Annotated in this window: 26 protein-coding genes; 17 read left to right on the top strand and 9 right to left on the bottom strand. The window is 38.2% G+C overall.

Annotated elements, in window-relative coordinates:
• Nucleotides 1–10: 10 nt before the first annotated feature.
• On the bottom strand, nt 11–1,378 hold the full coding sequence (locus HNR53_RS04770) for an S-layer homology domain-containing protein (RefSeq protein ID WP_184523371.1): 1,368 nt from the start codon (nt 1,376–1,378) through the stop codon (nt 11–13).
• 196 nt (nt 1,379–1,574) lie between these two features.
• Here HNR53_RS04770 and HNR53_RS04765 point away from each other — a divergent pair, with 196 nt between their 5' ends.
• From HNR53_RS04765 to HNR53_RS04755, 3 genes are all read left to right on the top strand, one after another.
• The gene (locus tag HNR53_RS04765; RefSeq protein ID WP_184523369.1) at nt 1,575–1,763 is read left to right on the top strand and encodes a hypothetical protein; all 189 of its coding nucleotides are present in this window, start codon (nt 1,575–1,577) and stop codon (nt 1,761–1,763) included.
• 177 nt (nt 1,764–1,940) lie between these two features.
• Entirely contained in the window at nt 1,941–2,354 is a 414-nt protein-coding gene (locus HNR53_RS04760) for a GtrA family protein (protein WP_184523366.1), read from the top strand.
• Nucleotides 2,355–2,519: 165 nt separating this feature from the next.
• Nucleotides 2,520–2,777 (top strand): hypothetical protein, encoded by a 258-nt coding sequence (locus HNR53_RS04755; protein ID WP_184523364.1) that lies wholly within the window; start codon nt 2,520–2,522, stop codon nt 2,775–2,777.
• A 32-nt stretch (nt 2,778–2,809) separates the two neighbouring features.
• Here HNR53_RS04755 and HNR53_RS04750 read toward each other — a convergent pair whose 3' ends face one another.
• On the bottom strand, nt 2,810–3,598 hold the full coding sequence (locus tag HNR53_RS04750) for a S1C family serine protease (protein ID WP_184523362.1): 789 nt from the start codon (nt 3,596–3,598) through the stop codon (nt 2,810–2,812).
• Between the two features lie 433 nt (nt 3,599–4,031).
• The gene (locus HNR53_RS04745) at nt 4,032–4,499 is read right to left on the bottom strand and encodes a universal stress protein (protein WP_184523360.1); all 468 of its coding nucleotides are present in this window, start codon (nt 4,497–4,499) and stop codon (nt 4,032–4,034) included.
• Between the two features lie 202 nt (nt 4,500–4,701).
• On the opposite strand from HNR53_RS04745, the gene HNR53_RS04740 reads away from it, so the two are divergent.
• From HNR53_RS04740 to HNR53_RS04730, 3 genes are all read left to right on the top strand, one after another.
• Nucleotides 4,702–5,481, top strand: coding sequence for a hypothetical protein (locus HNR53_RS04740; protein WP_184523358.1), 780 nt, complete (start codon nt 4,702–4,704; stop codon nt 5,479–5,481).
• 233 nt (nt 5,482–5,714) lie between these two features.
• On the top strand, nt 5,715–6,755 hold the full coding sequence (locus HNR53_RS04735; protein ID WP_184523356.1) for a flavin-containing monooxygenase: 1,041 nt from the start codon (nt 5,715–5,717) through the stop codon (nt 6,753–6,755).
• 86 nt (nt 6,756–6,841) lie between these two features.
• Nucleotides 6,842–7,030, top strand: coding sequence for a hypothetical protein (locus HNR53_RS04730; RefSeq protein WP_184523354.1), 189 nt, complete (start codon nt 6,842–6,844; stop codon nt 7,028–7,030).
• Nucleotides 7,031–7,060: 30 nt separating this feature from the next.
• On the opposite strand, the gene rarD is transcribed toward HNR53_RS04730, so the two are convergent.
• Both rarD and HNR53_RS04720 read right to left on the bottom strand, forming a co-directional pair.
• A complete protein-coding gene (gene rarD / locus HNR53_RS04725) occupies nt 7,061–7,996 on the bottom strand; it encodes an EamA family transporter RarD (RefSeq protein WP_184523352.1) in 936 nt (311 codons plus the stop codon).
• Between the two features lie 181 nt (nt 7,997–8,177).
• Complete coding sequence (locus tag HNR53_RS04720) at nt 8,178–9,029, bottom strand: pyridoxamine kinase (protein ID WP_184523350.1); 852 nt, start codon at nt 9,027–9,029, stop codon at nt 8,178–8,180.
• Nucleotides 9,030–9,228: 199 nt separating this feature from the next.
• Between HNR53_RS04720 and HNR53_RS04715 the strand changes: the two genes are divergently transcribed.
• Nucleotides 9,229–9,768 carry an ECF transporter S component gene (locus tag HNR53_RS04715; RefSeq protein WP_184523348.1) on the top strand — a complete coding sequence of 180 codons (540 nt, stop codon included), beginning with the start codon at nt 9,229–9,231 and terminating at the stop codon, nt 9,766–9,768.
• 63 nt (nt 9,769–9,831) lie between these two features.
• Here HNR53_RS04715 and HNR53_RS04710 read toward each other — a convergent pair whose 3' ends face one another.
• Together HNR53_RS04710 and HNR53_RS04705 are read right to left on the bottom strand one after the other, a co-directional pair.
• Nucleotides 9,832–10,476, bottom strand: coding sequence for a nitroreductase family protein (locus tag HNR53_RS04710; RefSeq protein WP_246439284.1), 645 nt, complete (start codon nt 10,474–10,476; stop codon nt 9,832–9,834).
• A 578-nt stretch (nt 10,477–11,054) separates the two neighbouring features.
• Nucleotides 11,055–11,771 carry a YoaK family protein gene (locus tag HNR53_RS04705; RefSeq protein WP_184523344.1) on the bottom strand — a complete coding sequence of 239 codons (717 nt, stop codon included), beginning with the start codon at nt 11,769–11,771 and terminating at the stop codon, nt 11,055–11,057.
• Between the two features lie 229 nt (nt 11,772–12,000).
• Between HNR53_RS04705 and HNR53_RS04700 the strand changes: the two genes are divergently transcribed.
• Complete coding sequence (locus HNR53_RS04700; protein WP_184523342.1) at nt 12,001–12,963, top strand: NAD(P)H-dependent flavin oxidoreductase; 963 nt, start codon at nt 12,001–12,003, stop codon at nt 12,961–12,963.
• Nucleotides 12,964–13,091: 128 nt separating this feature from the next.
• Here the strand turns inward: HNR53_RS04700 and HNR53_RS04695 are convergent, their stop codons facing one another.
• Entirely contained in the window at nt 13,092–13,253 is a 162-nt protein-coding gene (locus tag HNR53_RS04695) for a hypothetical protein (protein ID WP_184523340.1), read from the bottom strand.
• A 199-nt stretch (nt 13,254–13,452) separates the two neighbouring features.
• Between HNR53_RS04695 and HNR53_RS04690 the strand changes: the two genes are divergently transcribed.
• Entirely contained in the window at nt 13,453–14,340 is an 888-nt protein-coding gene (locus HNR53_RS04690; RefSeq protein WP_184523338.1) for a fructose bisphosphate aldolase, read from the top strand.
• Nucleotides 14,341–14,397: 57 nt separating this feature from the next.
• On the opposite strand, the gene HNR53_RS04685 is transcribed toward HNR53_RS04690, so the two are convergent.
• Nucleotides 14,398–15,735 carry an S-layer homology domain-containing protein gene (locus HNR53_RS04685; protein ID WP_184523336.1) on the bottom strand — a complete coding sequence of 446 codons (1,338 nt, stop codon included), beginning with the start codon at nt 15,733–15,735 and terminating at the stop codon, nt 14,398–14,400.
• A gap of 261 nt (nt 15,736–15,996) precedes the next feature.
• On the opposite strand from HNR53_RS04685, the gene HNR53_RS04680 reads away from it, so the two are divergent.
• From HNR53_RS04680 to HNR53_RS04645, 8 genes are all read left to right on the top strand, one after another.
• A complete protein-coding gene (locus HNR53_RS04680) occupies nt 15,997–16,401 on the top strand; it encodes a thiol-disulfide oxidoreductase DCC family protein (protein WP_184523334.1) in 405 nt (134 codons plus the stop codon).
• Nucleotides 16,402–16,863: 462 nt separating this feature from the next.
• Entirely contained in the window at nt 16,864–17,580 is a 717-nt protein-coding gene (locus HNR53_RS04675; protein WP_184523332.1) for a HoxN/HupN/NixA family nickel/cobalt transporter, read from the top strand.
• A 322-nt stretch (nt 17,581–17,902) separates the two neighbouring features.
• A complete protein-coding gene (locus HNR53_RS04670; RefSeq protein WP_184523330.1) occupies nt 17,903–18,250 on the top strand; it encodes a VOC family protein in 348 nt (115 codons plus the stop codon).
• Between the two features lie 366 nt (nt 18,251–18,616).
• The gene (locus HNR53_RS04665) at nt 18,617–19,057 is read left to right on the top strand and encodes a DMT family transporter (RefSeq protein WP_343065270.1); all 441 of its coding nucleotides are present in this window, start codon (nt 18,617–18,619) and stop codon (nt 19,055–19,057) included.
• A gap of 48 nt (nt 19,058–19,105) precedes the next feature.
• Entirely contained in the window at nt 19,106–19,735 is a 630-nt protein-coding gene (locus tag HNR53_RS04660; RefSeq protein WP_184523326.1) for a YczE/YyaS/YitT family protein, read from the top strand.
• Between the two features lie 212 nt (nt 19,736–19,947).
• A complete protein-coding gene (locus tag HNR53_RS04655) occupies nt 19,948–21,189 on the top strand; it encodes a CynX/NimT family MFS transporter (RefSeq protein ID WP_184523713.1) in 1,242 nt (413 codons plus the stop codon).
• Nucleotides 21,190–21,689: 500 nt separating this feature from the next.
• Nucleotides 21,690–23,954, top strand: a complete 2,265-nt coding sequence (locus tag HNR53_RS04650; protein WP_184523324.1) for an ATP-dependent DNA helicase — start codon at nt 21,690–21,692, stop codon at nt 23,952–23,954.
• Nucleotides 23,955–24,583: 629 nt separating this feature from the next.
• Complete coding sequence (locus HNR53_RS04645) at nt 24,584–24,868, top strand: hypothetical protein (protein WP_184523322.1); 285 nt, start codon at nt 24,584–24,586, stop codon at nt 24,866–24,868.
• The last annotated feature ends 218 nt before the right edge of the window (nt 24,869–25,086 follow it).

The raw sequence follows: 25,086 nt of genomic DNA, 5'->3' as shown, positions 1-25,086 counted from the left end.
TCCCTAATAATTACTTTCCATCAAACTCTTCTAATGGAATAAAAATTTCGATCGGACTATATGAATAATCGTTCGAAGAAGTTCCCCTTTGAAATATGACTTTCACATAAAGCTCACCATTTACCGGTTCCGTTGGCGGATAAAACACTGTCATTAATTCAATCGAGGCTCCAGGCTGAAGCTGGTACTGTGGAAGGTAAGTCAAACACCCACCATATATCGTCATCCATTGACTACCTACTGTGGTTGGTCCATCCTTAGTGTCAATAAACAGTGCGCCATTCAATCCCTTATCACAACTACTAAATCCTATATATGGAATGGTTTCACTGGTAGTATTAGTGGCTGTCACCTTTGTAAAAATCTTTTCATTCGACTGATCTAACTGGAAATCAAACTGCATTCCATCCTGCTCGACTATCTTTTTTAGATTAAAATCAGGCTGATTGATCTGAAATTTTAACTGTAAAGGTTCAGCTAAAGAATGTCCCGCAGTAGATGCAACATCTTTGGTAATGAATAGCGAGTAGGTTTCACCAAAATTAAATTGTTTGTCTAAACGAAATTTGAGTGATTTTCGTCCATCTTTTTCAATATAAAGGTTAATTCGTTTATTATCACGTTCGCGTACCGCATAGATATATTGTGATTTATTGCTCCAGTCCACTTCATCATTAAACATGATGACCCATTCATGATCAATGTCTACTGCTTCCATCGAAGGACCGGGTTCCCAGCCTGAAATAGACTCGACTGCGAATGTTTCAGCGACTCGAAGTGAAGGTTCGATGGCACGGGCCAGAAATGCCGAGAACTCTCCTCGGTTTAAGATTACTTCTGGGCGGAATGATCCGTCCGAGAATCCTTTTGCTATCCCAAGGGCAGATGCATTTATAATAGATTGATAGGCTGACATATTAGAAGAAATATCAATAAATTTGTTTTCCGGATGACTATCGGTTAAACGAAACGCTCGATTTAATAATATGGCCATTTGCCCGCGTGTCACTTTTTCATAAGGGCGATAGGTACCATCTAAGTATCCCGTTATAATTCCTTTTTCAATAGCTGAAGCAATATAGCCGGAACCTGTTACATTTGAGGTTACATCGCGAAACTTCGTATTCTTTGGTTCACCATCTAACTCTAGAGCACGTCCAATCATAATGGCGGCCTCCCCACGTGTAACCGAGTTGTATGGTTTGAAAGTTCCGTCTTCGTATCCTGAGATGATCTTTTTAGAAGAAAGAAATTCAACTTCTTCAAGGAATGTGTAGTTATAGGATACATCTTTAAATGTTCCTATCGCGAGTCCTGACATGGGTGCAGTTAAAAATAAGACCAATACAATGGCTGTTAGAATTAATAGTCTTCGCAAAATTTTCCCTCCCTAATTGGAATATCCTTACAGAAGGATTATAACATGGAAAAATGCTGTTTTTCGCTTCATTTCGAGTAAAATATATAATAGGTTATATGAGAGGAAGGCTAAGATTGAGCTTAAAAGAAGTTAGTCGAATAACTATTATCATAAGTGTTTTTGAGATTGAATTTTCAACACAAGAGGTTATCCTATGAAATTATATGTACTAAAAAAACAGTTCAATGGTTATAAAAAGGGGACACGGTTTTACCTGATTGCTGAATCAGAATTCATCGGGGTAAAAGAGTTTGTACTGAGAACGAAAGATTTAACGAATAGGATTTCGATCGATGAAAGTGAGCTTCATAAGAATTTTATTTTTATAAAAGAAATCTATTAAAAAATATACATTCACAGGCGGACTTTAGTTATTGGGAATGGGAGTAATCGGTGAATATTTTGGAAAAATATATCATGAGGTGAAAAGGCGTCCAAGATATTAGGTTGAAAAAAACCCTTTCACCCCTATTCATTCTAAAAAGATATGCTCAATGACATTACGGTATAAGGTGTAAAGATGAGATATCCATTTATTCGTTTTTTATTGGTCGGCATCATTAATACAATGGTTGGTTTAACATGTATGTACCTCTTTTTGCATGGACTGGGTTTTTCCTACTGGGCAGCAACTTTTCTAGGGAACACGATTGGGGCCTGTGTCAGTTTCTTTTTGAACAGAAGTTTTACATTTAAAAGCAGCCATTCGATAACTAAAAGCATATTTCGGTTTATAGCCGTTATTTTGTTGTGCTATTTTGTCTCTTATTATTTAGGTGAAAACATTGTTGCGCTGCTTCTCAGCCAGCAGCATTCCATAAGTGCCGGCATGAAAACAGACATAGCCGTTCTCACTAGTACGATATTATATACATTATTGAATTACGCAGGTCAAAAACGATTCGTGTTTCCTAAAAAGATGGAGAATAAATGAACATTCTTTTACTTGAGATCTTCCGATTACTAAAAAGTATCGATACACATGAAATAAGAACGAATTAATTAAATTTAGGACGCGGAGAGTATGTTAGCGGTAAATATATTTCTTTCTCCTTGGACAAACTGATTTTGTTTCAATTTAATCTAGGAGGAATCAAATATGACAATCGATAGCAAACAGGCAATGGAGCGGATTTGGGGCGAAACATGTAGTTCGTGGGAAAACTGTAATGAGGAAACCATTCAGGCGTTCTTAACGCAATGTCTGGAAAAGGGAATAGACCCGCAATATTGTATGAGCTGGGTAGAACAACATAGCAGCCAAATTCCAAATTGGTCAGTCGTTTCTAAGATGTCTCTTGAATGGGTAAACGAACATACTTCAACCGGTTCGCCCATTAACATACATGAACTATAAGTAACAAGGAGAGGGATGCTCTCCTTTGTTTTTCATTTTAATTCATTTGCGAAAAAATGATCTGGCAATTTTTCTAACACTTTTTCTATTGGGATGGCATAACCGATGGGTTCTTCTGTAGATTTAGCAAAGACGACACCGATTACTTCACCATTCCTGTTGATCACCGGACTGCCGCTGTTGCCCTTATAGACCGGTGCTGAAATCATTAATACTCCTGAGCCCTGAGAACCGTCCAAAATCTTCCCCTCATTGACAATTTGGGTATGGAGCAGGGGATTCCCGATGACATAAATATGGTCATGAGGTTTCCATTTAGCGGACTTGCTTAACGTGATAAAGGGCAAATCTTCTCCTTCTATTCGTAAAATGGCCAGATCAAGATCAGGATCTGATACTAGGATGGATGCATGAAAAATTTGACCGTCCGGAAAGGATATGGTGATCGGCTTCATTTCGTCAACCACATGATGATTAGTAATAATAAGTCCATTTTTAGAAATATTAAAACCGGTACCTTTTGCATACTGATCTTGAATGGTAACAACGGCTTCTTTATACTGCTGGATATCCTCCTGTTTGGATAGCTCTTCTGATTTTTGCAAAAAGGAAAGCGAAGATAAATTAAACAGCTGCGGCCAAATTTGCAAGGTTGTAACGATTAGGGTCAATGATATCATAATGGCTGCCGTTTTGGCTGCCAAGGATCTCCGTTTTTTCTGCCGTTCGATTAACCGTTCATCTTCCTTATTGGGTAAAAAATCTTCCAAAAGCGGTTCTTCGAAAGGATCTTCATTTTTCTCCTCTTTAAAATCGTCCATGTGAGAATTCTCCTCATTTATTGAATCATAACTATCATTCTTAAATATATTCGAACTTAAAATCATTGTAACAAAGTGGTATTACTTGAGACAAACATACAGTATAGCCGTTTCAAAAGTAATAGGTGCCATGATGGTGCAGTAAATACATAAAGAAGAAGTAAGTTTTAAAGAAGGTACGCGGCTTTGGGAGAAACATAAAAAGACCAATTAGGAATTGGCCACTGTATGCTGCGTGGAAGAGGAGATAAATAGAAACCATATCAACAAGAAAAAGCCAGATACCATCCCAAAACAGGTCTGTATCTGGTCCTAATTAGTTAGTTCTTCCATTCTCTTTGTTCCTATTTAGTGTCTATCAAAATTTCTCCCAAGCCTATTATGTATTAATTTTAATAATAGGGAAAACAAACTGTACTATTTATCTTTTAGCCTATTCTTGCGAACGTACCAGTAATACATCGCATTTTACATGGCGGGTAATATATTCAGAAACGCTGCCGATCAATAAACGTTCGAACGCATTTAAACCAGTTGCACCGCATACTACTAAATCAACCTTGTTGTCGTTAGCAATGTCGGTGATTAATTCTTTAGGATAGCCATTTTGCAGATAATAGTTTACATCTTTAAGCCCTGCATCTTCTGCTTCCTTTTTATATTTTTCCAGGAGTTCTCTTGCGTGGTTTTCATATTTAATGAAAACAGTAGGATCGTTATCAGTTAATGGAGAGTCGAAAGTGTAAGTATCTACTGCAGCAATTGCGCGTCCATCGATAATATGCACTAACAATAGTTTTGCATCATTACTTTTGGCTATTTGAGCCGCTCTTCTAAAAGCTCTTTCTGATTCATTTGAACCATCTACAGCCACCAAAATCGTCTTATAACCTAGTTCCATTGTAAATCCCTCCTTTTTTATCATTATACTAAAAAAATTCTGTAATCGATAGGTAATTTTTTCACAATAATGAAATTTGTGTGTACATTAAGTCCTATTTAAATATGTTTTGTCTATTAAGCTATCGAATTTTCTTGAATAGTTGTAAAATAAAGGAAGATAGAAGTGATTTGAACCATCAATTTCAGGGAGGGGAAACAAAGTGAGGAAATGGTTTGTGATGCTCATAATGTCAGCAATCGCTTTAGCCTTATTAGTCAGCTGTGAGGACGATAAAAAGGTGAATCAAACAACTGAACCGGAAGAGACGGCGAAAATTGATCAGGAGAAAGACATTAATGACCTTGTAACAATAAAAGAAGAGGTCAATCGAGAAGATACTACGCCCAATGGTGACATAGCCAGGTATGTTTATGAAGTACCTGTCATCAATATAGATACAAAAGGGGCACAAAAAATTAATGATCGATTTTTTAATTTGGTAAAGGATATGGAAAGTCAGATCGGTAATGGTCAGAATTTGACTATTAATATAAATTCTAAAGCGTTTTTAAATGATGAAATCATCTCCGTTGTGATGGAAATCGTGAAACCCGGGCCGGGCGGTATTCATACAGCAAATTATGATATCAAAAGGGATAAAGAACTTAGCACAAAAGAATTGATTGACAAATACAATTTTGATCCGAAAAAGCTGATTGCCGAAATCAACCGGCAAGTGGAAATCAATGAGGGCAAACCTGAGGAAGAACAAGTACCGTTTGATATAAACCTTTTTACCTATACGATTATTGCTCATTTATATGGAAATACGGATGAATATTTTAAAAAGGTGGAAGAGATGGATAATAAAACTAATGGGGAGAAAGAAAGATTTGTCATCGAAAATATAGATAAATTTAAAGTATATCTAAATGAAGATGGTCATTTTGTATTTATTTATACAGGAGCACTGCCAGATGAAGAACTGGTGGTTGAATAATTGAACATCGGTATATGTTAATAAGGCTGGATAAGAAGTAGGGGATATTGCATCAGTACGGGGTTCTGTATTGATGCAATACTTTCTTTGTGTGAAATTTGATTGTATCAATGATCAGGGGAAATAAGATATTTTTTTTATTAAAATTAAAAAGGAATTGAAATGATCACAACAACAAATTACACTAAATATATGAGTATATGTTCATATAAACATAAATAGAGGTGAAAAATATGTACGACACAATTGTAATTGGTGCCGGGCAAGCGGGCCTTGCAGTGGCGTATTACCTGAAAAAGACAAAACAAAAATTTGTTTTATTAGAAAAAGAGGGCGAAGCAGGGGATAGTTGGAAAAGCCGCTATGACTCATTAATTTTATTCACCCCCCGGATGTATAGTTCTTTACCTGGAATGCCCTTTGAAGGAGAAGAACAAGGCTTACCTAATAAAGACGAAATGTCTGCTTATCTGAAAAAATATAGGGAAAGACATAAAATCCCTATTCATTTTCATATAGAGGTTGTAAAAGTCTTAATGATGAACGACCATTTTTTAATAAAAACGAATAAAGATGACTATCAAGCGAAAAATGTTGTGATTGCTACGGGGGCATTTCAAACAGCAAATATTCCTTCTTTCGCAAAGGATTTGTCAACAGACATCAATCAACTGCACTCGTCAGAGTATCGGAATCCTAATCAGATGGCTGCTGGAAATGTGCTTATTATCGGCGCGGGCAACAGCGGGGCGCAGATAGCTGTTGAATTATCAAAAGAAAGGAAAACATATTTAGCCTGCAATCGAAAGCTAAAGTACTTACCCATGGCAATCGGGGGAAAAAGCATCTTCTGGTGGTTTGATAAATGTGGCATTTTAAAAGCAAAAAATACTTCGGTATTAGGAGAATACATGCAGCAAAAAGGAGACCCCATATTCGGATTTGACTTAAAACGAGCGATAAATAAGAGAGACATTGTGATTAAAAAAGGAGTAACAGGCGGCATACAAAATGAAGTCATTTTTGAAGACTCTTCATCTCTGAAGGTTAACAATATTATCTGGGCTACAGGCTATAAAACGATTTATCCTTGGTTAAAGATGGATGGTGTTATGAATGCAGCAGGGAAGGTCATTCATAATCGGGGTGTCACCAATATAAAAGGATTGTATTTTATCGGTTTGCCATGGCAGTTTCGCCGCGGCTCAGCCTTATTATTAGGTGTAGGGAATGATGCAGAATATATTGTAAGGAAAATTGATAACAGGCGCTAAACGAGCCGTTATATTCTAATAATAAAATTATCAGTTTCGGTAAACCTAAATTGTAGAAAGTAATTATTGGAAAGGAGACATGGAATATGACGAAACGGGTAAAGGGAACCTCAACAACAGAGCAAGCCAATGCTATTTCTAGTGCAGAATGGAATAATGAATATCAAAACAAGCTGGAAAAACGCAGTAAAGAAGTGCGTAACCATGTTGTAGAAGCGCAAAAACAAATGTCCTTACAAGCGACGGCCGGCGTATTCGACGAGAATCAATCATAAAGATGTAAATAAAGCCCGGTCCCCCCGGGCTTATGACGCTTTTACTGATTTATCTTTACCGAACTTAGGCTCTAGATTTACCATAAACTTTGTTTTGGCAAACGAAAAGACAACAAGTGCTGTCCAGATGAAGAAGAATGCTGTCATATGCACTTTCGTGAAATGTTCATGATAGAGAAACACACCTAGAAATAAGCTTATGCTTGGTGCTATATATTGCAGGAAACCAACCATAGAAAGCGGAATAAGCTTTGCTCCCTTTGCAAAATAAAGAAGCGGCAATGCTGTCGCAATCCCTGAGCCCATTAACAGCAATGAGTCGGAAAGAGAGCTAAATTCAAATGCAGTACTTCCATTTGTTGTTAAAAATAACAGATAGATCAGGGCTAATGGTGTGATTACTAGCGTTTCCATCGTCAAACCGATCTCTGCATCAAAATTTGTCAACTTCTTCGCCAATCCATAAATGGCGAAGCTCACTGCCAAGGATACAGCCACCCAGGGAAATGAACCAAATTGAACGGTAAGAACCGTTACACCAATAGCTGCAAGAACAACTGATAGCAACTGCCAGAAGTTTAACTTTTCTTTCAAAACCACCATGCCTAGCAAAATGCTAATCAACGGATTCATGTAATAGCCAAGACTTGTTTCAATAATATGGTCATGATTCACTGCCCATATGTAAAGAAACCAGTTGACACTGATTAATAAAGACGCAAGGATTAAAGTGATGAAAGGTCTTGGATGGTGCAACAATTTTTTCCACACCGCCCAAAACGGTCCCAAACGCTTGCGGAAACCCAGCAGGAACAGCATGAACACAAATGACCAAATGATCCGGTGTGCCAAAATTTCCTCTGACGAAACGTTCTGAATCAGTTTCCAATACAGCGGCAGCAAGCCCCACATGACATAAGCGCCAGCGGTGTAAACGATTCCTGTTCTTGATGTTTGACTCTCCATTTTTACTCCCCCTGACTCTTTCTTTCACTATTTTTCATTATAGCACTTTTGTACGTCATGCAAATTTAAAGATTCATCTTAAGAATCTGAAAAAATGAACATTAATAGATAAAAAAACTCTCAAGATTGAGAGCTTTTAAAGTCAATTGTTATAGTCCAGTGTCATCGTGACAAAATAGATTTACGATAACAACATCCCTAAATATTTTTCGAAATTAACTCCTTCTTCTTGAGGAATTTGCGCCAATGCGGAATCATTGATCGCCGCTGTCAGGAATGTCTCTGCAAGCTGGACGGCTTTTTCCAGATTCTCTCCACGCATCATGCTTCCCATAATCACAGAGGCAAATAAATCACCGGTACCAGAATAGCTTTTCCCATTATACTGTATCGTACTATAAAAGGTTTTACTTCCGTCCAAATACATATTGCCGATCAACTTCCGCAAGGAATCTGCAGACGGTGGATTTACTCCAGTGATGATAACCTGAGCGCCTGATTCTTGCTGCAAAATATTCCCCGCATTTTCGAGCGCTTTCAAATAGTCCTTTTCATTTGCATAGCCCTGCAGCTTTTTATAAGACAAGCCCGTTAATAAACAGCATTCCGTCACATTGGGTGTAATCACATTCGCACGCTTCACCAGTTCTTTCATGAGGACCAGCAATTCATCAGTAAAAAGTTTATAGACTTCCCCACTATCCCCCATTACCGGATCTACGAGTAAAATGGTCTCTTTTGTTTGGAATTCATCAAGAAAATGGAAAATATTATGGATTTGCTCTTCACCGGTAACAAAGCCAGTAAAGATTCCATCATAGCTGACATTCATCTTGCTCCATTCATCGATGAAATATTTCATTTTCGAGGTAAAATCTTCACAATGAAAACTTGGATAACCGGTTTGCGCCGAAAGGACTGCCGTCGGTAATGGACAAACCTGAACCCCCATGACGGAAAGAACCGGAATGGCAGCGGTTAATGAACATTTTCCAAAAGATGATAAATCCTGTACTACAGCAACTTTCTTCATAATAACCTCCAGATGACCGATCAAAATAAACTTATTTCATCTTACCACAAATTAAGAATAGCGAAAATCCCCCAAGAATCAGCCAAAATATTAAAGCCAATAAAAAAATGGACTGAAATATTTTTATAAAATGGAACTTTTATATAAACCAGTCTCTTGCTAAAGTAAACGTAAATTCAACTCAGAAAGGACTGTAGAGATGGAAAACACACAAAGTTATGCAAAGCCGGGTGTAAAAACGTTTGATTTAATAATGACAGCGCTGTTAATCGCCCTTGTCTTTCTAGCTACTTTTATTAATATTAAACTGCCAATTAAGGCAAATGGGGGTCTAGTACATCTAGGGACCGCTATGCTTTTTATTTCAGCCTTTTTATTCGGTCCTAAAAAAGCGATTCTTGCTGGTGCGTTGGGCATGGGGTTATTTGATATGGTAGGAGGCTGGCTGTTGTGGGCGCCAATCACCTTTGTGGCACGTGCTTTGCAAGGATTGATTGCTGGTAAAATTGCTTGGGCAAAGGGTAGCAAAGGGAATAGCTTTGCTTTAAATGTAACGGGAGCAATCGTTTCCATGCCAGTAATGATCGCTGTTTATTACATTGGAGAAGTGATTCTCTACGGTAATTGGATTGCCCCTTTAGCTTCGATACCTGGTGACATCACTCAAAATATATTAGGTCTTGTCATTGCCATTCCAGTTTGTGCAGCTTTGAAAAAGGTTCCTTATTTTAACAAGTAACCAATGATGAAAATAAGAGCCAGGCATCCTATGATGTCTGGCTCTCTTATTGTCGTATCAGTGTTATTCAACGATTTGGAGAATATCTTCTAATTCTTTTCTTGCCAATTTTCTTGGAGTTTCTGCCGGGTATCCCATGGCTATGACCATATTGAGGATCAAATCATCGTCTATTTCTAAATACTGACGCAGCTTATCACCGGCAAGCATGACAGGACCTGTCATCGGGCATGTGCCAAGACCTTTTGCATAGGCCGCTAACATAAGATTTTGTGCAGCCAGCGTACTGGATTTAATTCCTTCCTCTTTCCACACTTCGTTAGATGTAAACTCAATGGGATCAAATATTTTTTGCCGGAATTTTGAATCATACGGTGTGGCAAGACACACAATTAAGACAGGTGCATCGGAAAAAGCTGTTGCATAGGGACCAAATGATTTTCTTAACAATTTCGCTTCTTTTACAAGTCCTTTTTCTTCGGCCGCTTTTGCTTTTTCTTCGATTCCGGCCCACGTTAACTCTTCAATGGCTTTTATTTTTTCCTTATTTTTGATCGCAATAAAAAACCACGTTTGTGAATTGGTGTCACTTGGAGCGTATCTGGCACAATCAATAATTTCCTGAATGTCTTCATTTGATACACTTTGATCAGTATATTTTCTAACGCTTCTTCTACCATGAATAATATCTTTCAATTCTTCGAACATTGTCACTTTCCTTATCTTTATTTGTTTATTACTATTAAAACACTTTTTTTTCATAATTTCAAAGAAACATGGGGACGGTCTTGCGTTTCCCTAATTTTTAACAAACTTTTTTCACGACACTAAATATGTATGAACCATTCACCATCCTGCGTCCAGTAAGGAAATACGTTTTTATTGTAGAATAAGTTTTTTTAATGGGGAAAGGTATACTGAGTACATAATGCGAGTCCGTTTCCGGTAGTGAATCCTTTGACAAAAAGAAACCGTTACTCTGCGGTTACTTCTTGAACTTCGTCTTTTATGAAGCGAGAGAAACGGTTTTTTTATTATTTTTCATTTGGTTTTTGTTGCTTCGTTTGTGTTACATTTGGGTTTTGCTGGTTGGATTGTTTCGTGATTGGTTTTTTGACAACTCTTCTTTTATTACAACCACAGGCCATATTGAATCACCTTCTTTCATTAATATATTAAATGAGAGTGAAAGAAAACTTCTTGGACTAAAAAAGTAGTAAAGATAAACTATTTTTCTTGAAAAAATTTATACAAACAAAGACTAAGCTGTTACAATTGGATTTTCACTATTCGTTGCTGGTTTTGCGCAGCATTGGTTTTCGGAAATATCCTTTATCGCGGTGATATAAGATTAGTGCTGCAAAGATAATGCCCCCGGCAATCCATATGGAGGTGTTTCCTATATAAATGGTAAAAAAGGTGCCTGCGGAAGCGCCAAACAAAAAAGAAAGGATTATGAGAGAAAAATCTTTCAATTGCTTTTTTGCTTCAGGTTTTTGTTCAATCAAAAGGGCATAGGCTGCCTGTACGGCAGTGCGAAGATTTCCTGTTGTCATCGTTGAATTATACGCCCAATCTTCTACTTTGTTGAAGGTGGAAATTTGCAGGGAGGATACAAATGAAATGCAGACAATCACCACGATGTCCGGAATATTTTCCGGCAGCGTTCCGACCATGACTAAAATAATAAATTCAAGGATCAAAATAGAACGCCTGTAGCTGTAAAGGATTTCCCGTAAGCGCGGCTTTTTCACAACTTCTGAAACAATAACCCCGGCAATAAAAGCAATAATAGGCGATAGAAAAAGCAATGCCCTGTCCCATTCTTGATTGACGGCATTCACTGCGAATAACACCATGTTCCCTGATTGGGCATTGGCGAAAACTCCATCACGGCTGATAAACGTATAAGCATCTAAAAAACCTCCAACAACAGCCAATAACATTCCTAAGATTGCCGAGTTAGACGATAATGATATGACATTTTTGTGTTTTCTTTCCATAGGAGCTTCTCCTTGCTTAAAATTCCCCTTTATTTTTTGCCTTAAAAGTTGGGAGCATTCCTTATTATTTATGTACAAGAAGGTTTGGGACTTTTTGCAAAATAATAAACAAATCCCAATGTAAAAGGATGAAGACAAAGACCTCATTTTAAAAAAATACAGGTTTTTACCATATTCCTGTCGAATATGTAACTTTATAGGATGATTTTGAAAGGAGTGGAAGAAAGGGATGAAAACACGAGTAACAGAGATTTTTGGCATACAATATCCAATTATACAGGGGGGACTGGCTTACCTTGCTTACGCTGAACTGGCGGCAGCTGTTTCGAATGCAGGAGGACTTGGTCAAATTACAGCGGCAACACTAGGTACCCCTGAAAAACTGCGCGATGAAATTCGTAAAGTACGGTCCCTAACTGATAAGCCATTTGGTGTAAACTTTGCCATTGCCAGGCACGATGGCAAGTACCAGGAATTGCTTGAAGTGGCCATTGAGGAAAAAGTACACGCTATTTCGATCACAGGAGCGAACCCGCAGCCTGTTTTTGATCGAATTAAAGGAGAAAATATTCGTACACTTGTCCTTGTTTCGGGGGTAAGGCAAGCGATGAAAGCTGAAGAACTGGGTGCTGACGCGGTTATGGCCGTGGGACAGGAAGGCGGCGGGCACTTAGGTCGTGACGATATTGGGACCATAGTTCTCATTCCTCGTGTCGTAGATTCTGTATCGATTCCCGTTATTGCGAGCGGCGGGATTGGCGATGGACGTGGATTACTAGCAGCTTTCGCACTCGGTGCAGAAGGGATTGAAATGGGGACCCGCTTTATTGCAACTCAGGAATGCGTTCATGCTAATGAGAAGTATAAGCATGCGCTCCTTGAGGGAAAAGAAACAGATACCGTGATTATTAAAAGAACATTAGGTTCTCCTGGACGGGTACTGAAAACCGACTATACTTTGAATATTATTGAACGGGAAAAAGAAGGTGAGGTTTATGAAGACCTGCAGGATTTGATTAGCGGTAAAGCGAATTGCCGCTATATTTATGATGGCAATGAAGCAGAAGGCTTTGGCTGGGCTGGGCAGGTAATCGGATTGATCAACGATATTCCTACTGTTCAGGAACTGTTTGATGAAATGATTTCCACGGCACAAAAAGAACAGAGCCGTATCGGAAATATGTTGCATTAAGAAACGGTTCGTATCCTTCTATAACGTATTGCTAAGGCTGTGCGTAGAAAAAAGCTTGAAGTAAACGGACCATGTTTTCTTCAAGCCTTTTTCGAAGAGACAGCTTCTTAGAAATATCAGTTTATCACCTAGTTCCCCTTTGTTGAAACAGGTTGAATGACATAATAGAAACCTAAAACACTTTCAATATCCTCTATATCTAAACGTTCACCTGATGAATCATTCAGCACAATTTGTGCATCTTGAATATCTAATTTCTGTAATTTTCTAATAAGTTCAGCTACGGTCATGATTTAATTTCCTCCAAATTATATTTCTAAAATAATAATACCTTTAATTTTATATATAATAAATTCCTCAAAAAAGCAAAATTTTTGCACTTTCATCGACACTGGAGCCTTATTACCCAAAACATTCGTGCATGTGCTTCAGGTAGAAGTGATATAATAAAGCAGGTACATAATTCCATTGGGCAAAAGGAGGATTTTCATGAATGACAAGCAATTTGAACGTATCCAAACAGGGAAAGGCTTTATCGCAGCTTTAGACCAAAGCGGCGGCAGTACTCCCAAGGCATTGAAATTGTATGGCATTAGCGAGGACCGTTACTCCAATGATCAAGAAATGTTTACATTAGTTCACGAAATGAGAAAGCGTATTATCAAAAGTCCCGCTTTTGATTCCCGATATGTGCTGGGTGCGATCTTGTTTGAAAATACAATGGATCGAATCATTGATGGGCAATATACAGCTGATTATCTCTGGGAGAAGAAAGGCATTGTGCCATTTTTGAAAGTCGACAAAGGACTGGCGCCCCTTTCAGAAGGTGTTCAAGTGATGAAGCCGATGAATGATTTAGATTCACTGCTGAAAAGAGCAACTGAACGGAACATCTTTGGCACAAAAATGCGCTCTGTAATTAAGGAAGCTAAACCGTACGGGATCAAGAAAGTGGTGCAGCAGCAGTTTGACATCGCAAAGCAAATTGCAGCGGCAGGGCTGATTCCAATTATTGAACCGGAAGTCGATATTCATAGTGCCGATAAGGCTGTATCAGAAAGAATGTTAAAGGATGAGCTATTGCTTCAACTCGCTGTTCTTGACCAAAATGTAAAAGTCATGTTTAAGCTCTCTTTACCTACAGAAAATAATTTCTATCGTGAATTATTGGCTGATCCGCATGTTGTACGGGTTGTGGCGCTATCAGGCGGCTACAGTCGGACCGAAGCCAATGAAAAGCTGGCACGTAATCATGGCGTAATCGCTAGTTTCTCACGCGCTTTAACAGAAGGGTTAACGGCTGAGCAAACAGATGCAGAATTTAATACAAAGCTGTCTGAAGCCATTAAGGGAATTTATGAAGCGTCGATTAAATAATTGATAATACCAGAACAACTCCAAGCTAATGAAGCTTGGGGTTGTTCCCATTCAATATTATTTCTCCTTGCTTAATTTGAACTTTGTTTGATGTGTTTCATTTTGCAGTCTGACAATTAAATTAATATCGCCGTTGACAGGCTGCGCTGGAAAATATAACAGTTTCTTATCTTCCAAAGTTGCACCAGGTTTAAAGGTGAACTCGAAAACATCTGCCGGACATTGTACTGCAGCCTTCCACTGACTGCCTATTTTAGTTAGTCCTGTTTCAGTTTCAGCTGCTAGATATGCCGAAATTCCTGAACGTTCACATCCACCACCATATACCGTAATGGCTTTATTGCTTGTATTGGAGACTTTGAGCTTTGTATATACTCTTTTCTCTGTTTGATCTAGTATAATTTCATATTTTAAACCATCCTGCTCGCTTGTCATTGTGGTAAACTCAGGTTTCCTTGTATGAAATTTAATTTTAAAAGACTCTGTTAAAGGATTTCCTATCTTTGAGTTGACATCCTTATCGATCACTAAATAATAAGTCTCATCAAAATCAAATAAACCATATAAACGAACTTTAACTGTTTTAAAATCATTATTATCGACAGTTGGCCAGGCTTCTATTTTCTTATTATCACTTTCACGTACAATATAAATATTTTCCAAGTTTTTATAATGAAAGTCCACTTCATCATTAAATTTGATGTCCCAAGTATGGTCAATATCAACCTCCGCTGCCGAAGTTTCGGGATTCCATCCTGAGATCGATTCAATGGCAAAGGCTGGATTGCCTCTGAATGAAGGTTCTACGGAACGGGCTAAAAATGCGGAAAATTGCCCGCGGGTAACGATAACCTCCGGGCGATATGTACCATCTGAAAATCCAGTAGCAATTCCGGAAGCATAAGCATTTAAGATAGATTGATAGGATGCCATATTTGCTGAAATATCGATAAATGGGTTGGCCAGAGTGGTAGCCTCTAATCTAAATGCTTTGTTTAACAAAATCGCCATTTCGGCACGTGAAACACGATCATGAGGCCGATAGGTACCGTCAGAGTATCCGCTAATAATCCCTTTTTCAACAGCCGCAGCAATATACCCGGAACCTGTTACTTGTGCGGTTACATCACGAAACTTCGTATTCTTGGCTTCACCGTTTAACTCGAGAGCACGACCAATCATAATCGCTGCTTCGGCACGTGTAACGGGATCATACGGCTTGAACATTCCTTTTTCATATCCTGAAATAATCTGTTTGGAGGCGAGAAATTCAATTTCTTCATAGAATGTGTAACCCATAGATACATCGCCGAATTTTCCTGCTGCCAGACCTGTTATTGGTACAGCCAGGCAAAAGAGCAAAGAAAAAATAACTATTTTAAAAATTGCTCGCAAAACTTCCCCTCCTAAAATCTGGTATAGTTAAATTTTATTATATCATTACGTTATTGATAAGAGTTCAATATTAATAGAATAATCGCAGTTTATTTGCAGAAATCCTGTTATCTATAGAAAGATGTGTATGCAATATATATAACCAACTATGAGCAGGCGGAGATGGGGATGCATAATATTTTGCTCAGATAATTGTAGAGAGAATCATATGAATACAAAATAGGTATTTAAATGTGGTCGTAAAGAAAGGCGGTGTCGTGGATGAACCCTATTGTATTATTTGACGGAGACTGTCATTTTTGTCATTCAAGCGTACAGTTCATTATCAAAAGAGATTCCCAGGAATTATTTTATTTTGCTTCTCAGCAAAGTGAAGCAGGCCAGGAATTACTCAAGCAGTATGGTGTGCCGGAAGATATAGACAGCCTAGTGCTAATTGAAAACGGGAAGGCCTATATTAAATCTACTGCTGCATTAAGAATTTGCCGTCATTTGTGTAGTGGATGGAACTTCCTTTACTTCTTTCGCTGTATCCCAAATCCAATCCGAGATGCAGTATATGATTTTGCAGCTAAGAACCGATACAGATGGTTTAGCAAAAAGGACAGTTGTCCTATACCGCCTGATAGTATACGAACCCGCTTTTTAGAGGTGAACAGTATCTGATTATTGTTCGCCTATTAATATTCCCCAAACCATTCTTTTTTGGCGGAATTCACCATATACTTCGATATCAGATAAGAAATAGGAGTGAACACTTTTGATTAATAAGGAAAAAGAATCAAAAAATGGAAATGACAATAAGAATAAGGTAAATATATATAACAACTTTCGCCTATCCATTCATTTCGGCGATTCGCTAAACTTACTAGCTCTCATTACCGGATTATTTCTTATAAAAAATATGGCAAAACGGTGCAAAACAAAACAGTCCAAGCAATCAATAGACCGTAATTAAATGCAGTGCAATAGAATTATAGTTAGAAAAGAGTGTCAGTTTTAAATGAACTATTTCTTTAGAAAAAACCAGGAGATAAGACTGATAAAACGTGTTAAAATGTGGTAGAGAAAAATACACTTCAAAGTATAGTCATAAATGTATTTTAGGTTACTATGGGAGGTATTTTAATGGAAATAAGTTTTTTATCTGTTTTAGCTTTAGGATTTATACTTGGAATCAAACATGCAATTGAGCCAGACCATGTAATTGCTGTATCTACTATTGCCAGCCAAAGCAAAAAGTTATTACGTTCCTCGTTAGCTGGAGTGTTTTGGGGTATTGGTCATACTGCAACATTATTTATTGTCGGTATTATTCTTATATTTATGAAAGGTGAAATACCAGAGATATGGGCTATGTCCTTAGAATTTTTAGTGGGAATAATGCTTGTTTATCTTGGTATTACAACGATCCTTTCTCTCAAAAATATCCATTTACATCAGCATGAACATGATGGGGAAGAACATAAGCATGTTCATTCTCATGAACATGAAGGAAAACACAATCATCATCACCAACATAAAAACGTTTCATATTTAAAATCCATGTTGATTGGCTTCGTTCACGGCCTGGCAGGAAGTGGAGCTATGGTTCTATTAACTATGAGTACAGTAAATAGCGCTTGGGAAGGAGCTGTTTATATCCTTATATTTGGTGCGGGGACGGTCATTGGTATGCTTTTCTTTACTACAATTATTGGGATTCCATTTGTTTTTAGTGCTAAAAATCTCGGTTTGAATAAAACGCTTACACAAATTACTGGAGTAATTAGTACAGTGTTTGGAATTTATTATATGTACAACTTAGGAGTCACAGAGGGTTTATTTAAAATTTGGATACAGTAGTATTTATATAAAAGCGCCTGATTTTTCAGGCGTTTTTAAATGGAATTATTTTTATGTAAACACTTCCCGGCCTTTTTACATCGAACATTAGAAAAGGTGAATTAATGAACAACGACCATGTAAAAGCATGATCGTTGTTGTATCTTCTCGCCGAGGCAGTTAGTTGAACAAAGTGATTCATTATGAGAGGGGGATGACTATGCATAGAAGAAAAGAAATATATTATCCACTTTGGAGTTTAAATTAATAGAGGGGTAGAAATCATTATTGATGGGGCAAGATCGAAAAACAAAAAATTCATGAAAGACAGGTGTTAGTTACGATGATAAAAGGTTTCGGCGGGATATTTTGGAGAACGAAGAATCTTGATGTTATAAAAAAATGGTACGGTAAAGTGTTGAAGATTGAAATAGAAAATTGGAATGGGACTGTGATTAAACCCCAATCAGGAAATGAGACTATCTTTTCTTTCTTTACCGAGGATGATAGTTATTTTCCATTAGAACAACAAGTGATGTTAAATTTTCAAGTACATAATCTAGACGAGACTATTAGGCATCTTGAACAAATTGGCGTACCTCTTGTTAAGGAAAAAGAGGTTTGCGAATTTGGAAAGTTTATATGGATTGAAGATCCTGATGGCAGATTGGTTGAGCTTTGGGAGAAATAGTGAGTTGTGATGTCCATATTTTAGGACTTGAACCTCCTTTAAAATAGTCAATGTACTATTTTCTCTTGCCCATGTAAAAACGAGGAACACCATAAATTTCACCCCAATCATGACTCCTTATACAGTAGTTCGGTGTTAAAGAGAAGTGGTTTATTCAAAAATGCATAAATGTTTAATCTTGTGATGGCCATGATACTATCATCCAATTATTCTATCTGTGAATGTGGATGATATAAGGACAATCCAATTGGATGATTACAAGGCAGTTTTTTTGGTTTACGATAATAATTGGAAATTGACATATTGTGAAAGATAGAAAGTGCTAAGTGTCAAATTTTTAGATAGTAGGTAATGGAGGAAAATCAGGTGGTTCTTAAGTTTATTTTGCCATTATTAGCGCTGATCGGCGGGATGGGATTGGCAGCGCAAGGTCAAATCAATGGCGGTCTAGGGAGAAAGATTGGGGTTATTGAAAGTGCGTTTATGAATTTCGCTGTGGGAACATTGGTATTATTATTGATTTTAATATTTTTCGGTAATGGAAATATTTCAGCCGTTACAACTGTGCCAAAGTGGCAGATTATTGGCGGATTGCTCGGGTCATTTTTTGTCTTGATTCAGGTGCTTGTTGTTCCAAAAATCGGGGTCTCAACTACTTTTATTGCTGTGATCGTTGGACAAATTATCCTGTCAGTGATCATCGATCATTTCGGTCTATTTGGCGGCAATCGTTTTCCCATTGATAAGCAGAAAATGATCGCCATCCTTTTAATGTTAGCAGCACTGTTTTTGTATATAAAAAAGTAAACCGAGGCAGACCTCAACGAAATTAAGAGAAGTGAGGAAGGAGCAGCAATGGGGAAAAGAATTGGAATTTATCTTGTTGGACTGGCGTTAAACGCTTTAGGGATTGCACTCATTATTTTTTCAGCAGTGGGGGCCGGTGCCTGGGATACGGTCGCGATCGGACTGAATTATACTTTGGGGCTGACGATTGGCATCTGTACCGTTATGATCCAAGTGCTAGTCGTCTTGGTTACTGCCGTGATTGAGAGAAAAAGACCTCAATACGAGTCGATCATCGCGATTGTTATTCGCAGTATCTTTCTAGATGCCTGGATTTTTCTCGTATTTGATCAGATGACGCAGCCAACGGCTTGGGAAATACAATGGTTGTACTTTATCGCTGGAATTATTTCTATGGGTATTGGGATTGGCATCTATGTCGAAGCTCATTTTCCCAAGTCTCCCATCGACGGTCTCATGCTCGCGATTCATAACCGATTTAACTGGACGTTAAATACTTCGAGAATCATAGTGGAATTAAGCGGAGCCGTTATCGGATATTTGCTCGCAGGACCAGTCGGCTTAGGCACATTAATTATTGCTTTATTTGTAGGAAAAATTATCCAGGCGACGAATAGCAGGGTTAAAAAGGTAATAAATATTGAATGTGTGTCTGTAAGTCCTTCTTCAGTAAAATAAGAAACCTGTTTATCCACCCCTTTAGATTTAAAGGGGTATTTTTTTATGTATAAACATTGAATTCCACAGGGCAGGTTGTAAAAATTGGATTAACTCAGAGCATTCAATTGGATGAGTACAAATGCACTTTTCAATATTATTATAATAGTTATAATTTTATGATTTTAACCAACAAAAGCTTGTATTTCTCTTCAAAAAAAAGGGGGCACATGATGGATTCATTTAACCAAGTTGAAAAAGAGCAGCTAATAGAGCCCCATGCAAAAGTTCGCACACAGTCAGCGTCTTGGGTTATTCTATTCGGGATTATTTTTATTGCCGTGAATTTACGGGCTCCTTTTACTTCAGTGGGTCCTTTAGTAGAACTGATAAGGGATGATCTGCATATATCTAACACACTAGCTGGTATGATCACAACACTTCCTTTGCTGGCATTCGCCCTGTTCTCTCCTTTTGCCCCAAAGTTGGCAAAAAGGTATGGGGTTGAACGGATTCTTTTTATGTCGATCATCCTTCTAAGCTTCGGAATTATCTTACGCTCCATCTCTGGAATTGCTAACCTTTATCTAGGTACTGTAGTCCTTGGCATTGCTATTGCAGTTGGAAATGTGCTTCTGCCTAGTCTCATTAAACAAGAGTATCCTGAACGGATTGGTCTTATGACAGGTGTTTATTCCATTTCTATGAATCTATTCAGTGCCATAGCTTCCGGGATCAGTATTCCTGTTGCAGTTGGAATGGGGTACGGATGGCAGGGGGCATTAGGTATTTGGGGGATTTTGAGTCTCCTCTCCATTTTGGTCTGGTTTCCTCAAGTGAGACGCCGTTCTGTGAAGAAAACTGCGCTTCTTCATCAGACAGGAAATACTAAAGTAAATTTATGGCGCTCAAAGCTAGCATGGAAGGTTACCTTGTTTATGGGATTACAGTCTATGCTGTATTATGTTCTTGTCGCATGGCTTCCTAATATCATAATGGACAAAGGAGTCAGCATAGAGGAATCAGGCTGGTTTGTTTCCATTATGCAGCTAACCTGTCTGCCGGTTACCTTTCTCGCCCCGATTCTCGCTGGCCGCATGGCGAATCAACGTCTATTAGTTACAGTCACAGCTGTATGCTTTATGGTCGGAAATGTTGGTTTACTTTATGGCAATTTGCGTTTTATGGTTGTATGGGTCGTCCTGCTGGGGCTTGGGGCAGGATTGGCCTTTGGTTTGGCGATGATCTTTTTTTCCTTGCGTACAGCTAATGCCAAGCAAGCAGCAGAGTTATCCGGCATGGCCCAATCAGTCGGATATTTGCTAGCAGCTATGGGTCCCACGCTTTTCGGATATCTGAATGATCTGACCAATAGCTGGATGATTCCGCTTCTAATCTTGGTGGGTGCATCAGTTCTTCTATTCCTATTTGGTCTAGGTGCAGGAAGAAATCGGTATGTAAGTTCATCCAAATAATAAAAAAATGACTGTAGAAAAAGGTGGCGATTGCTGTACATTGGCAATCGTTTTTGTTTGTCAGTTAAGTATAAGAAGGAATAATCGCTGTTCATATCCAATTAAGTATAGTAAATAATTTCCATAGTGGATGAGAAGAAAGGAAAGATTATCGTGAAATCTTGTATATATTGTGGGAGTGAAAATCTGGAAAAGGGAATTAGAGCAAGTTCAGATGATTCTTACAAGCTTGGGCTCAGATATCGGAAAATGTTTATTTCAGTAGGTTTCGAGGAAATATATGCTGATTTATGTAAGGATTGCGGCAGCATATCCCGTTTTTATGTTCGTGATACAAACAGGGAATGGGAAAGGGAAAAAAGTAAAGAAGATTAAACGCTGTGTTTTTCTGAGCTTCTATATGATCAGATGAGGACTTCGATTGAAGTCCTTTTTATTTGTTTCTGTTATAATAAATATCGAATGTATATTCTTATCAATGAAGGTGAGTGGGTGAGTTAATGTCTAATGAAGTTCAAATATCCGTCCGGACCCTCGTCGAATATGTCCTGCGGGAAGGAAGCATCGATTCACGTTTTCTCTCCCAATCGACTCTATTAGATGGGACAAGGATTCATCAAAAGATACAAAAAAATTATCAAGATATGGACCAGAAAGAGGTTTTTCTGCAGACTAGAATTCCCTTTCAAGATCTTATCTTTGTCATTGAAGGCCGGTGTGATGGGCTTTTGTCTCGTAATGGCAAGGTCATTGTGGACGAAATCAAATCATTTAGACAGCCTCTCGATCAGCTTTCGGATGAGGGATACCCTGTTCACTGGGCACAAGCCAAAATGTATGCTTATATTTATTGCAAAGATCACGGGTTAGCGGAGATGACAGTCCAGTTGACCTATGTTCATGTTGAAACAGAGGAAAAAATATATTATCAAAAGAACTTCAGTTTTGCAGAATTAAAGAGCTTTGCCTTTGAAATGGCTGCAGGATATGCACCATTTGCGCTTCTTCGGGAAGTAAATATTAAATCTCGAAATGAAAGCAGCAAGGCGTTACCATTCCCTTTTGAAACATACCGCGCCGGACAGCGGAAATTGGCGGGGGCCGTGTATAAGACAGTCCTGGATAAGAAAAGTCTATTTGCCATGGCGCCTACAGGAATCGGAAAGACCATTTCCACCCTCTTTCCAGCCATTAAAGCAATAGGGGAGGGGCATTTAAATCGTATTTTTTATCTGACTGCGAAAACCATCACTCGGAAAACGGCAGAGGAAGCATTTATCAGGATGCGTTCAGAAGGTCTTTGTTTCAAAACCGTTACCATCACAGCGAAGGATAAAGTTTGTTTCAAGGATGAAACGAAATGTCAAAAGGATTATTGTGAGTATGCCCATGGCTATTATGACCGGATCAATGAAGCGGTAATAGATATTCTTAAAAATGAGAGCGGGATCACCCGTGAAGTGCTGGAAAGATACGCACGCAAGCATACTGTCTGTCCGTTTGAATATTCCATTGACCTTGCGTATGAGGTCGACGCGGTCATATGTGACTATAATTATATTTTTGATCCGAGCGTATCATTAAAGCGGCTGATCGAAGAGCAAAAGAAATCGGCTGTTTTACTGGTCGATGAAGCCCATAATCTTGTTGACCGCAGCAGGGAGATGTTTTCCGCTTCTTTACATAAGAACTCTTTTCTGCAAGTAAAAAAGGACTATAAGGGCACGGGTAAAGGCATTTATGAATGTGCTGATAAAGTGAATGCCTGGTTCATCGCTTTGAAAAAAACGAAAGCTGAACAAAATGAGTTTGTTCTTGATGAACTGGATAGCAAGTTGCCGGAGCTGCTCCTGTCATTTTTGCAAACGGCTGAAGAGGTCCTGCGTACAGACAACGCGCAAAATCTCTTAGATGTTTACTTCGAAGTGAAAAATTTTTTAAAAATCGTCGAGCTTTTAGATGATTCCTATATTATCTATGGTGAGAAAGAGCGAAATGACTTGCAGATAAAACTGTTTTGCATCAATCCGGCCAAACCACTGCAGCAAATGGGGAAGGGCTATCGGGCAAAAGTCTTCTTTTCCGCTACGCTTTTCCCTCTCCCGTATTATCAAGATATTCTTGGCGGTATGGAGGATGATTATTTTCTTTCTCTCTCGTCCCCATTTTCAAAAGAGCAGACAGAGGTCATCATCGAGCCTTTGTCTACCCGATATCGGGATCGGGAGCAGACAAAAGAAGGGATCGTTTTATTGATCCAATCCTTGCTTAAAAGCCGTCCTGGTAAGTATTTAATCTTTTTCCCGTCTTATCAGTACTTAAGTCATGTATATGAACTGTTTAAACAGAGGGATGCAGAGACAAAAACTTTAATTCAAGCGATAGGGATGACCGAAGAAGAAAGAGAAGCTTTTCTTGCTGAATTTCAGCCCGATCAAAGTGAAACTGTGCTGGGCTTTGCCATCCTCGGCGGTATTTTTTCAGAAGGAATCGATTTAATCGGTGATCGTCTCAATGGTGTTGTCGTTGTTGGTGTAGGCTTGCCACAGCTTTGTTTTGAGCGGAACTTGATCAAGGATTATTATAACAAACAGAGGAAAAATGGTTATAACTATGCCTATGTCTATCCAGGGATGAACAAGGTTCTACAGGCGGGCGGCCGCTTAATCCGCTCGGAAACAGACCGGGGGACGATCATCCTGATTGATGATCGTTTTTTACAAAAGCAATATAGGCAGCTTTTGCCGCTGGAATGGCGGCGGTAAAGAAAAAGAGGGGAGGGAGAGTATTGAACTACAAGCTCTCCCTCCTCTTTTTAATTGAGTTTTGTTAGGGTTCGTTAAGAAGTGTTGAGCGTATTATTGGAACTTTAGGAAGTTATGAACTATACTAAAATAGTAAATGATTTCAGCTTACATAATCAAGAAGTTCACAGAAATAATGAAAAACAGGTTTATTCCATTGTAAATGAACCTGTTTTTGTTTATTGTGAACTATATCTTCTTATTTGTTTGGCACTTCAAAAAAAACGAACAGTAGAGGAAAGCAAATGATTACGCGTTTGTTTTAACCGGTAAAACATATAAATGAGCATATTTTGATACACTATACATAGAAAAAATACTAGTATTTTACGTCTGTAGATACTTATGCTTAAAAATTCATAGAGAAAAAGGGAAAAAGGAAATAATCTTTCTCTTGCATTTCGTACTTCCATTTCAAACAAGAAATCAGAATAGGTTTATTCTTTTCTAATCAGGCAATTATAATAAGGGATTATTTTATAAAAATGAAAGCTGCTTAATGACAGGAAATTCTTTTAAGGAGGATAAACTGCCGTTTTTTCCTTAATAAAAAGGAATACATAGATTAAGACAACAGGAGTGAAGGAATAATGAATACGAAAGAATTTGAAACGATAGTAGAAAAGGCCATTAATGTGGCGCCGGATTGGCTGAAGGATGATATTAATTCTATCGTTCAAAAAGAAAAGGATATCAGGATTAGCAATGTGATCAGCAAGCTGTACAATCAATACTCATTCAATTTGACACATATTTTTGCCTCTATGCATCGGGATGTCGAATGGTCCAATATTTCCAGAGAACGATTAACGTTTATTGACAATAACCTTGATTTGATTGATTACATGGTGAAGGCACTGAAAAAGTCCAGTTAAGCTAGTTAATCAAGACCATTGCGATAATCCTGCAAGTATGAGTTGTATTTTTACTAAGCAAAAAGAACGATATCGGGTGGGTGAAGCCTGTTGTCTCTTATGGGATAACAGGCTTTTTTATTTTATAAAGGAGAGAGTTTGCCAATCCTTTTCATATAAATCCACATAAGTACAACGATGCTCGAATACAATCAGATGTGCTTATGAAAAGTTTAGAA

The organism is Bacillus benzoevorans (assembly GCF_014207535.1).
GTDB classification, from domain to species: domain Bacteria; phylum Bacillota; class Bacilli; order Bacillales; family Cytobacillaceae; genus Bacillus_BD; species Bacillus_BD benzoevorans.
The sequence above is the reverse complement of the archived record's forward strand: the minus strand, read 5'-3'. Positions and strand labels throughout refer to the sequence as shown.

Excerpts from the sequence above, each read along its gene's own strand:
- HNR53_RS04660 (WP_184523326.1), top strand. The coding sequence starts at position 19,106 with ATGGGGAAAAGAATTGGAATTTATCTTGTTGGACTGGCGTTAAACGCT.
- HNR53_RS04650 (WP_184523324.1), top strand. The coding sequence starts at position 21,690 with ATGTCTAATGAAGTTCAAATATCCGTCCGGACCCTCGTCGAATATGTC.
- HNR53_RS04670 (WP_184523330.1), top strand. The coding sequence starts at position 17,903 with ATGATAAAAGGTTTCGGCGGGATATTTTGGAGAACGAAGAATCTTGAT.
- HNR53_RS04655 (WP_184523713.1), top strand. The coding sequence starts at position 19,948 with ATGGATTCATTTAACCAAGTTGAAAAAGAGCAGCTAATAGAGCCCCAT.
- rarD (WP_184523352.1), bottom strand. The coding sequence starts at position 7,996 with ATGGAGAGTCAAACATCAAGAACAGGAATCGTTTACACCGCTGGCGCT.
- HNR53_RS04710 (WP_246439284.1), bottom strand. The coding sequence starts at position 10,476 with ATGTTCGAAGAATTGAAAGATATTATTCATGGTAGAAGAAGCGTTAGA.
- HNR53_RS04695 (WP_184523340.1), bottom strand. The coding sequence starts at position 13,253 with ATGACCGTAGCTGAACTTATTAGAAAATTACAGAAATTAGATATTCAA.
- HNR53_RS04760 (WP_184523366.1), top strand. The coding sequence starts at position 1,941 with ATGAGATATCCATTTATTCGTTTTTTATTGGTCGGCATCATTAATACA.
- HNR53_RS04735 (WP_184523356.1), top strand. The coding sequence starts at position 5,715 with ATGTACGACACAATTGTAATTGGTGCCGGGCAAGCGGGCCTTGCAGTG.
- HNR53_RS04690 (WP_184523338.1), top strand. The coding sequence starts at position 13,453 with ATGAATGACAAGCAATTTGAACGTATCCAAACAGGGAAAGGCTTTATC.
- HNR53_RS04720 (WP_184523350.1), bottom strand. The coding sequence starts at position 9,029 with ATGAAGAAAGTTGCTGTAGTACAGGATTTATCATCTTTTGGAAAATGT.
- HNR53_RS04715 (WP_184523348.1), top strand. The coding sequence starts at position 9,229 with ATGGAAAACACACAAAGTTATGCAAAGCCGGGTGTAAAAACGTTTGAT.
- HNR53_RS04730 (WP_184523354.1), top strand. The coding sequence starts at position 6,842 with ATGACGAAACGGGTAAAGGGAACCTCAACAACAGAGCAAGCCAATGCT.
- HNR53_RS04645 (WP_184523322.1), top strand. The coding sequence starts at position 24,584 with ATGAATACGAAAGAATTTGAAACGATAGTAGAAAAGGCCATTAATGTG.
- HNR53_RS04755 (WP_184523364.1), top strand. The coding sequence starts at position 2,520 with ATGACAATCGATAGCAAACAGGCAATGGAGCGGATTTGGGGCGAAACA.
- HNR53_RS04745 (WP_184523360.1), bottom strand. The coding sequence starts at position 4,499 with ATGGAACTAGGTTATAAGACGATTTTGGTGGCTGTAGATGGTTCAAAT.
- HNR53_RS04675 (WP_184523332.1), top strand. The coding sequence starts at position 16,864 with ATGGAAATAAGTTTTTTATCTGTTTTAGCTTTAGGATTTATACTTGGA.
- HNR53_RS04700 (WP_184523342.1), top strand. The coding sequence starts at position 12,001 with ATGAAAACACGAGTAACAGAGATTTTTGGCATACAATATCCAATTATA.
- HNR53_RS04680 (WP_184523334.1), top strand. The coding sequence starts at position 15,997 with ATGAACCCTATTGTATTATTTGACGGAGACTGTCATTTTTGTCATTCA.
- HNR53_RS04765 (WP_184523369.1), top strand. The coding sequence starts at position 1,575 with ATGAAATTATATGTACTAAAAAAACAGTTCAATGGTTATAAAAAGGGG.
- HNR53_RS04705 (WP_184523344.1), bottom strand. The coding sequence starts at position 11,771 with ATGGAAAGAAAACACAAAAATGTCATATCATTATCGTCTAACTCGGCA.
- HNR53_RS04750 (WP_184523362.1), bottom strand. The coding sequence starts at position 3,598 with ATGGACGATTTTAAAGAGGAGAAAAATGAAGATCCTTTCGAAGAACCG.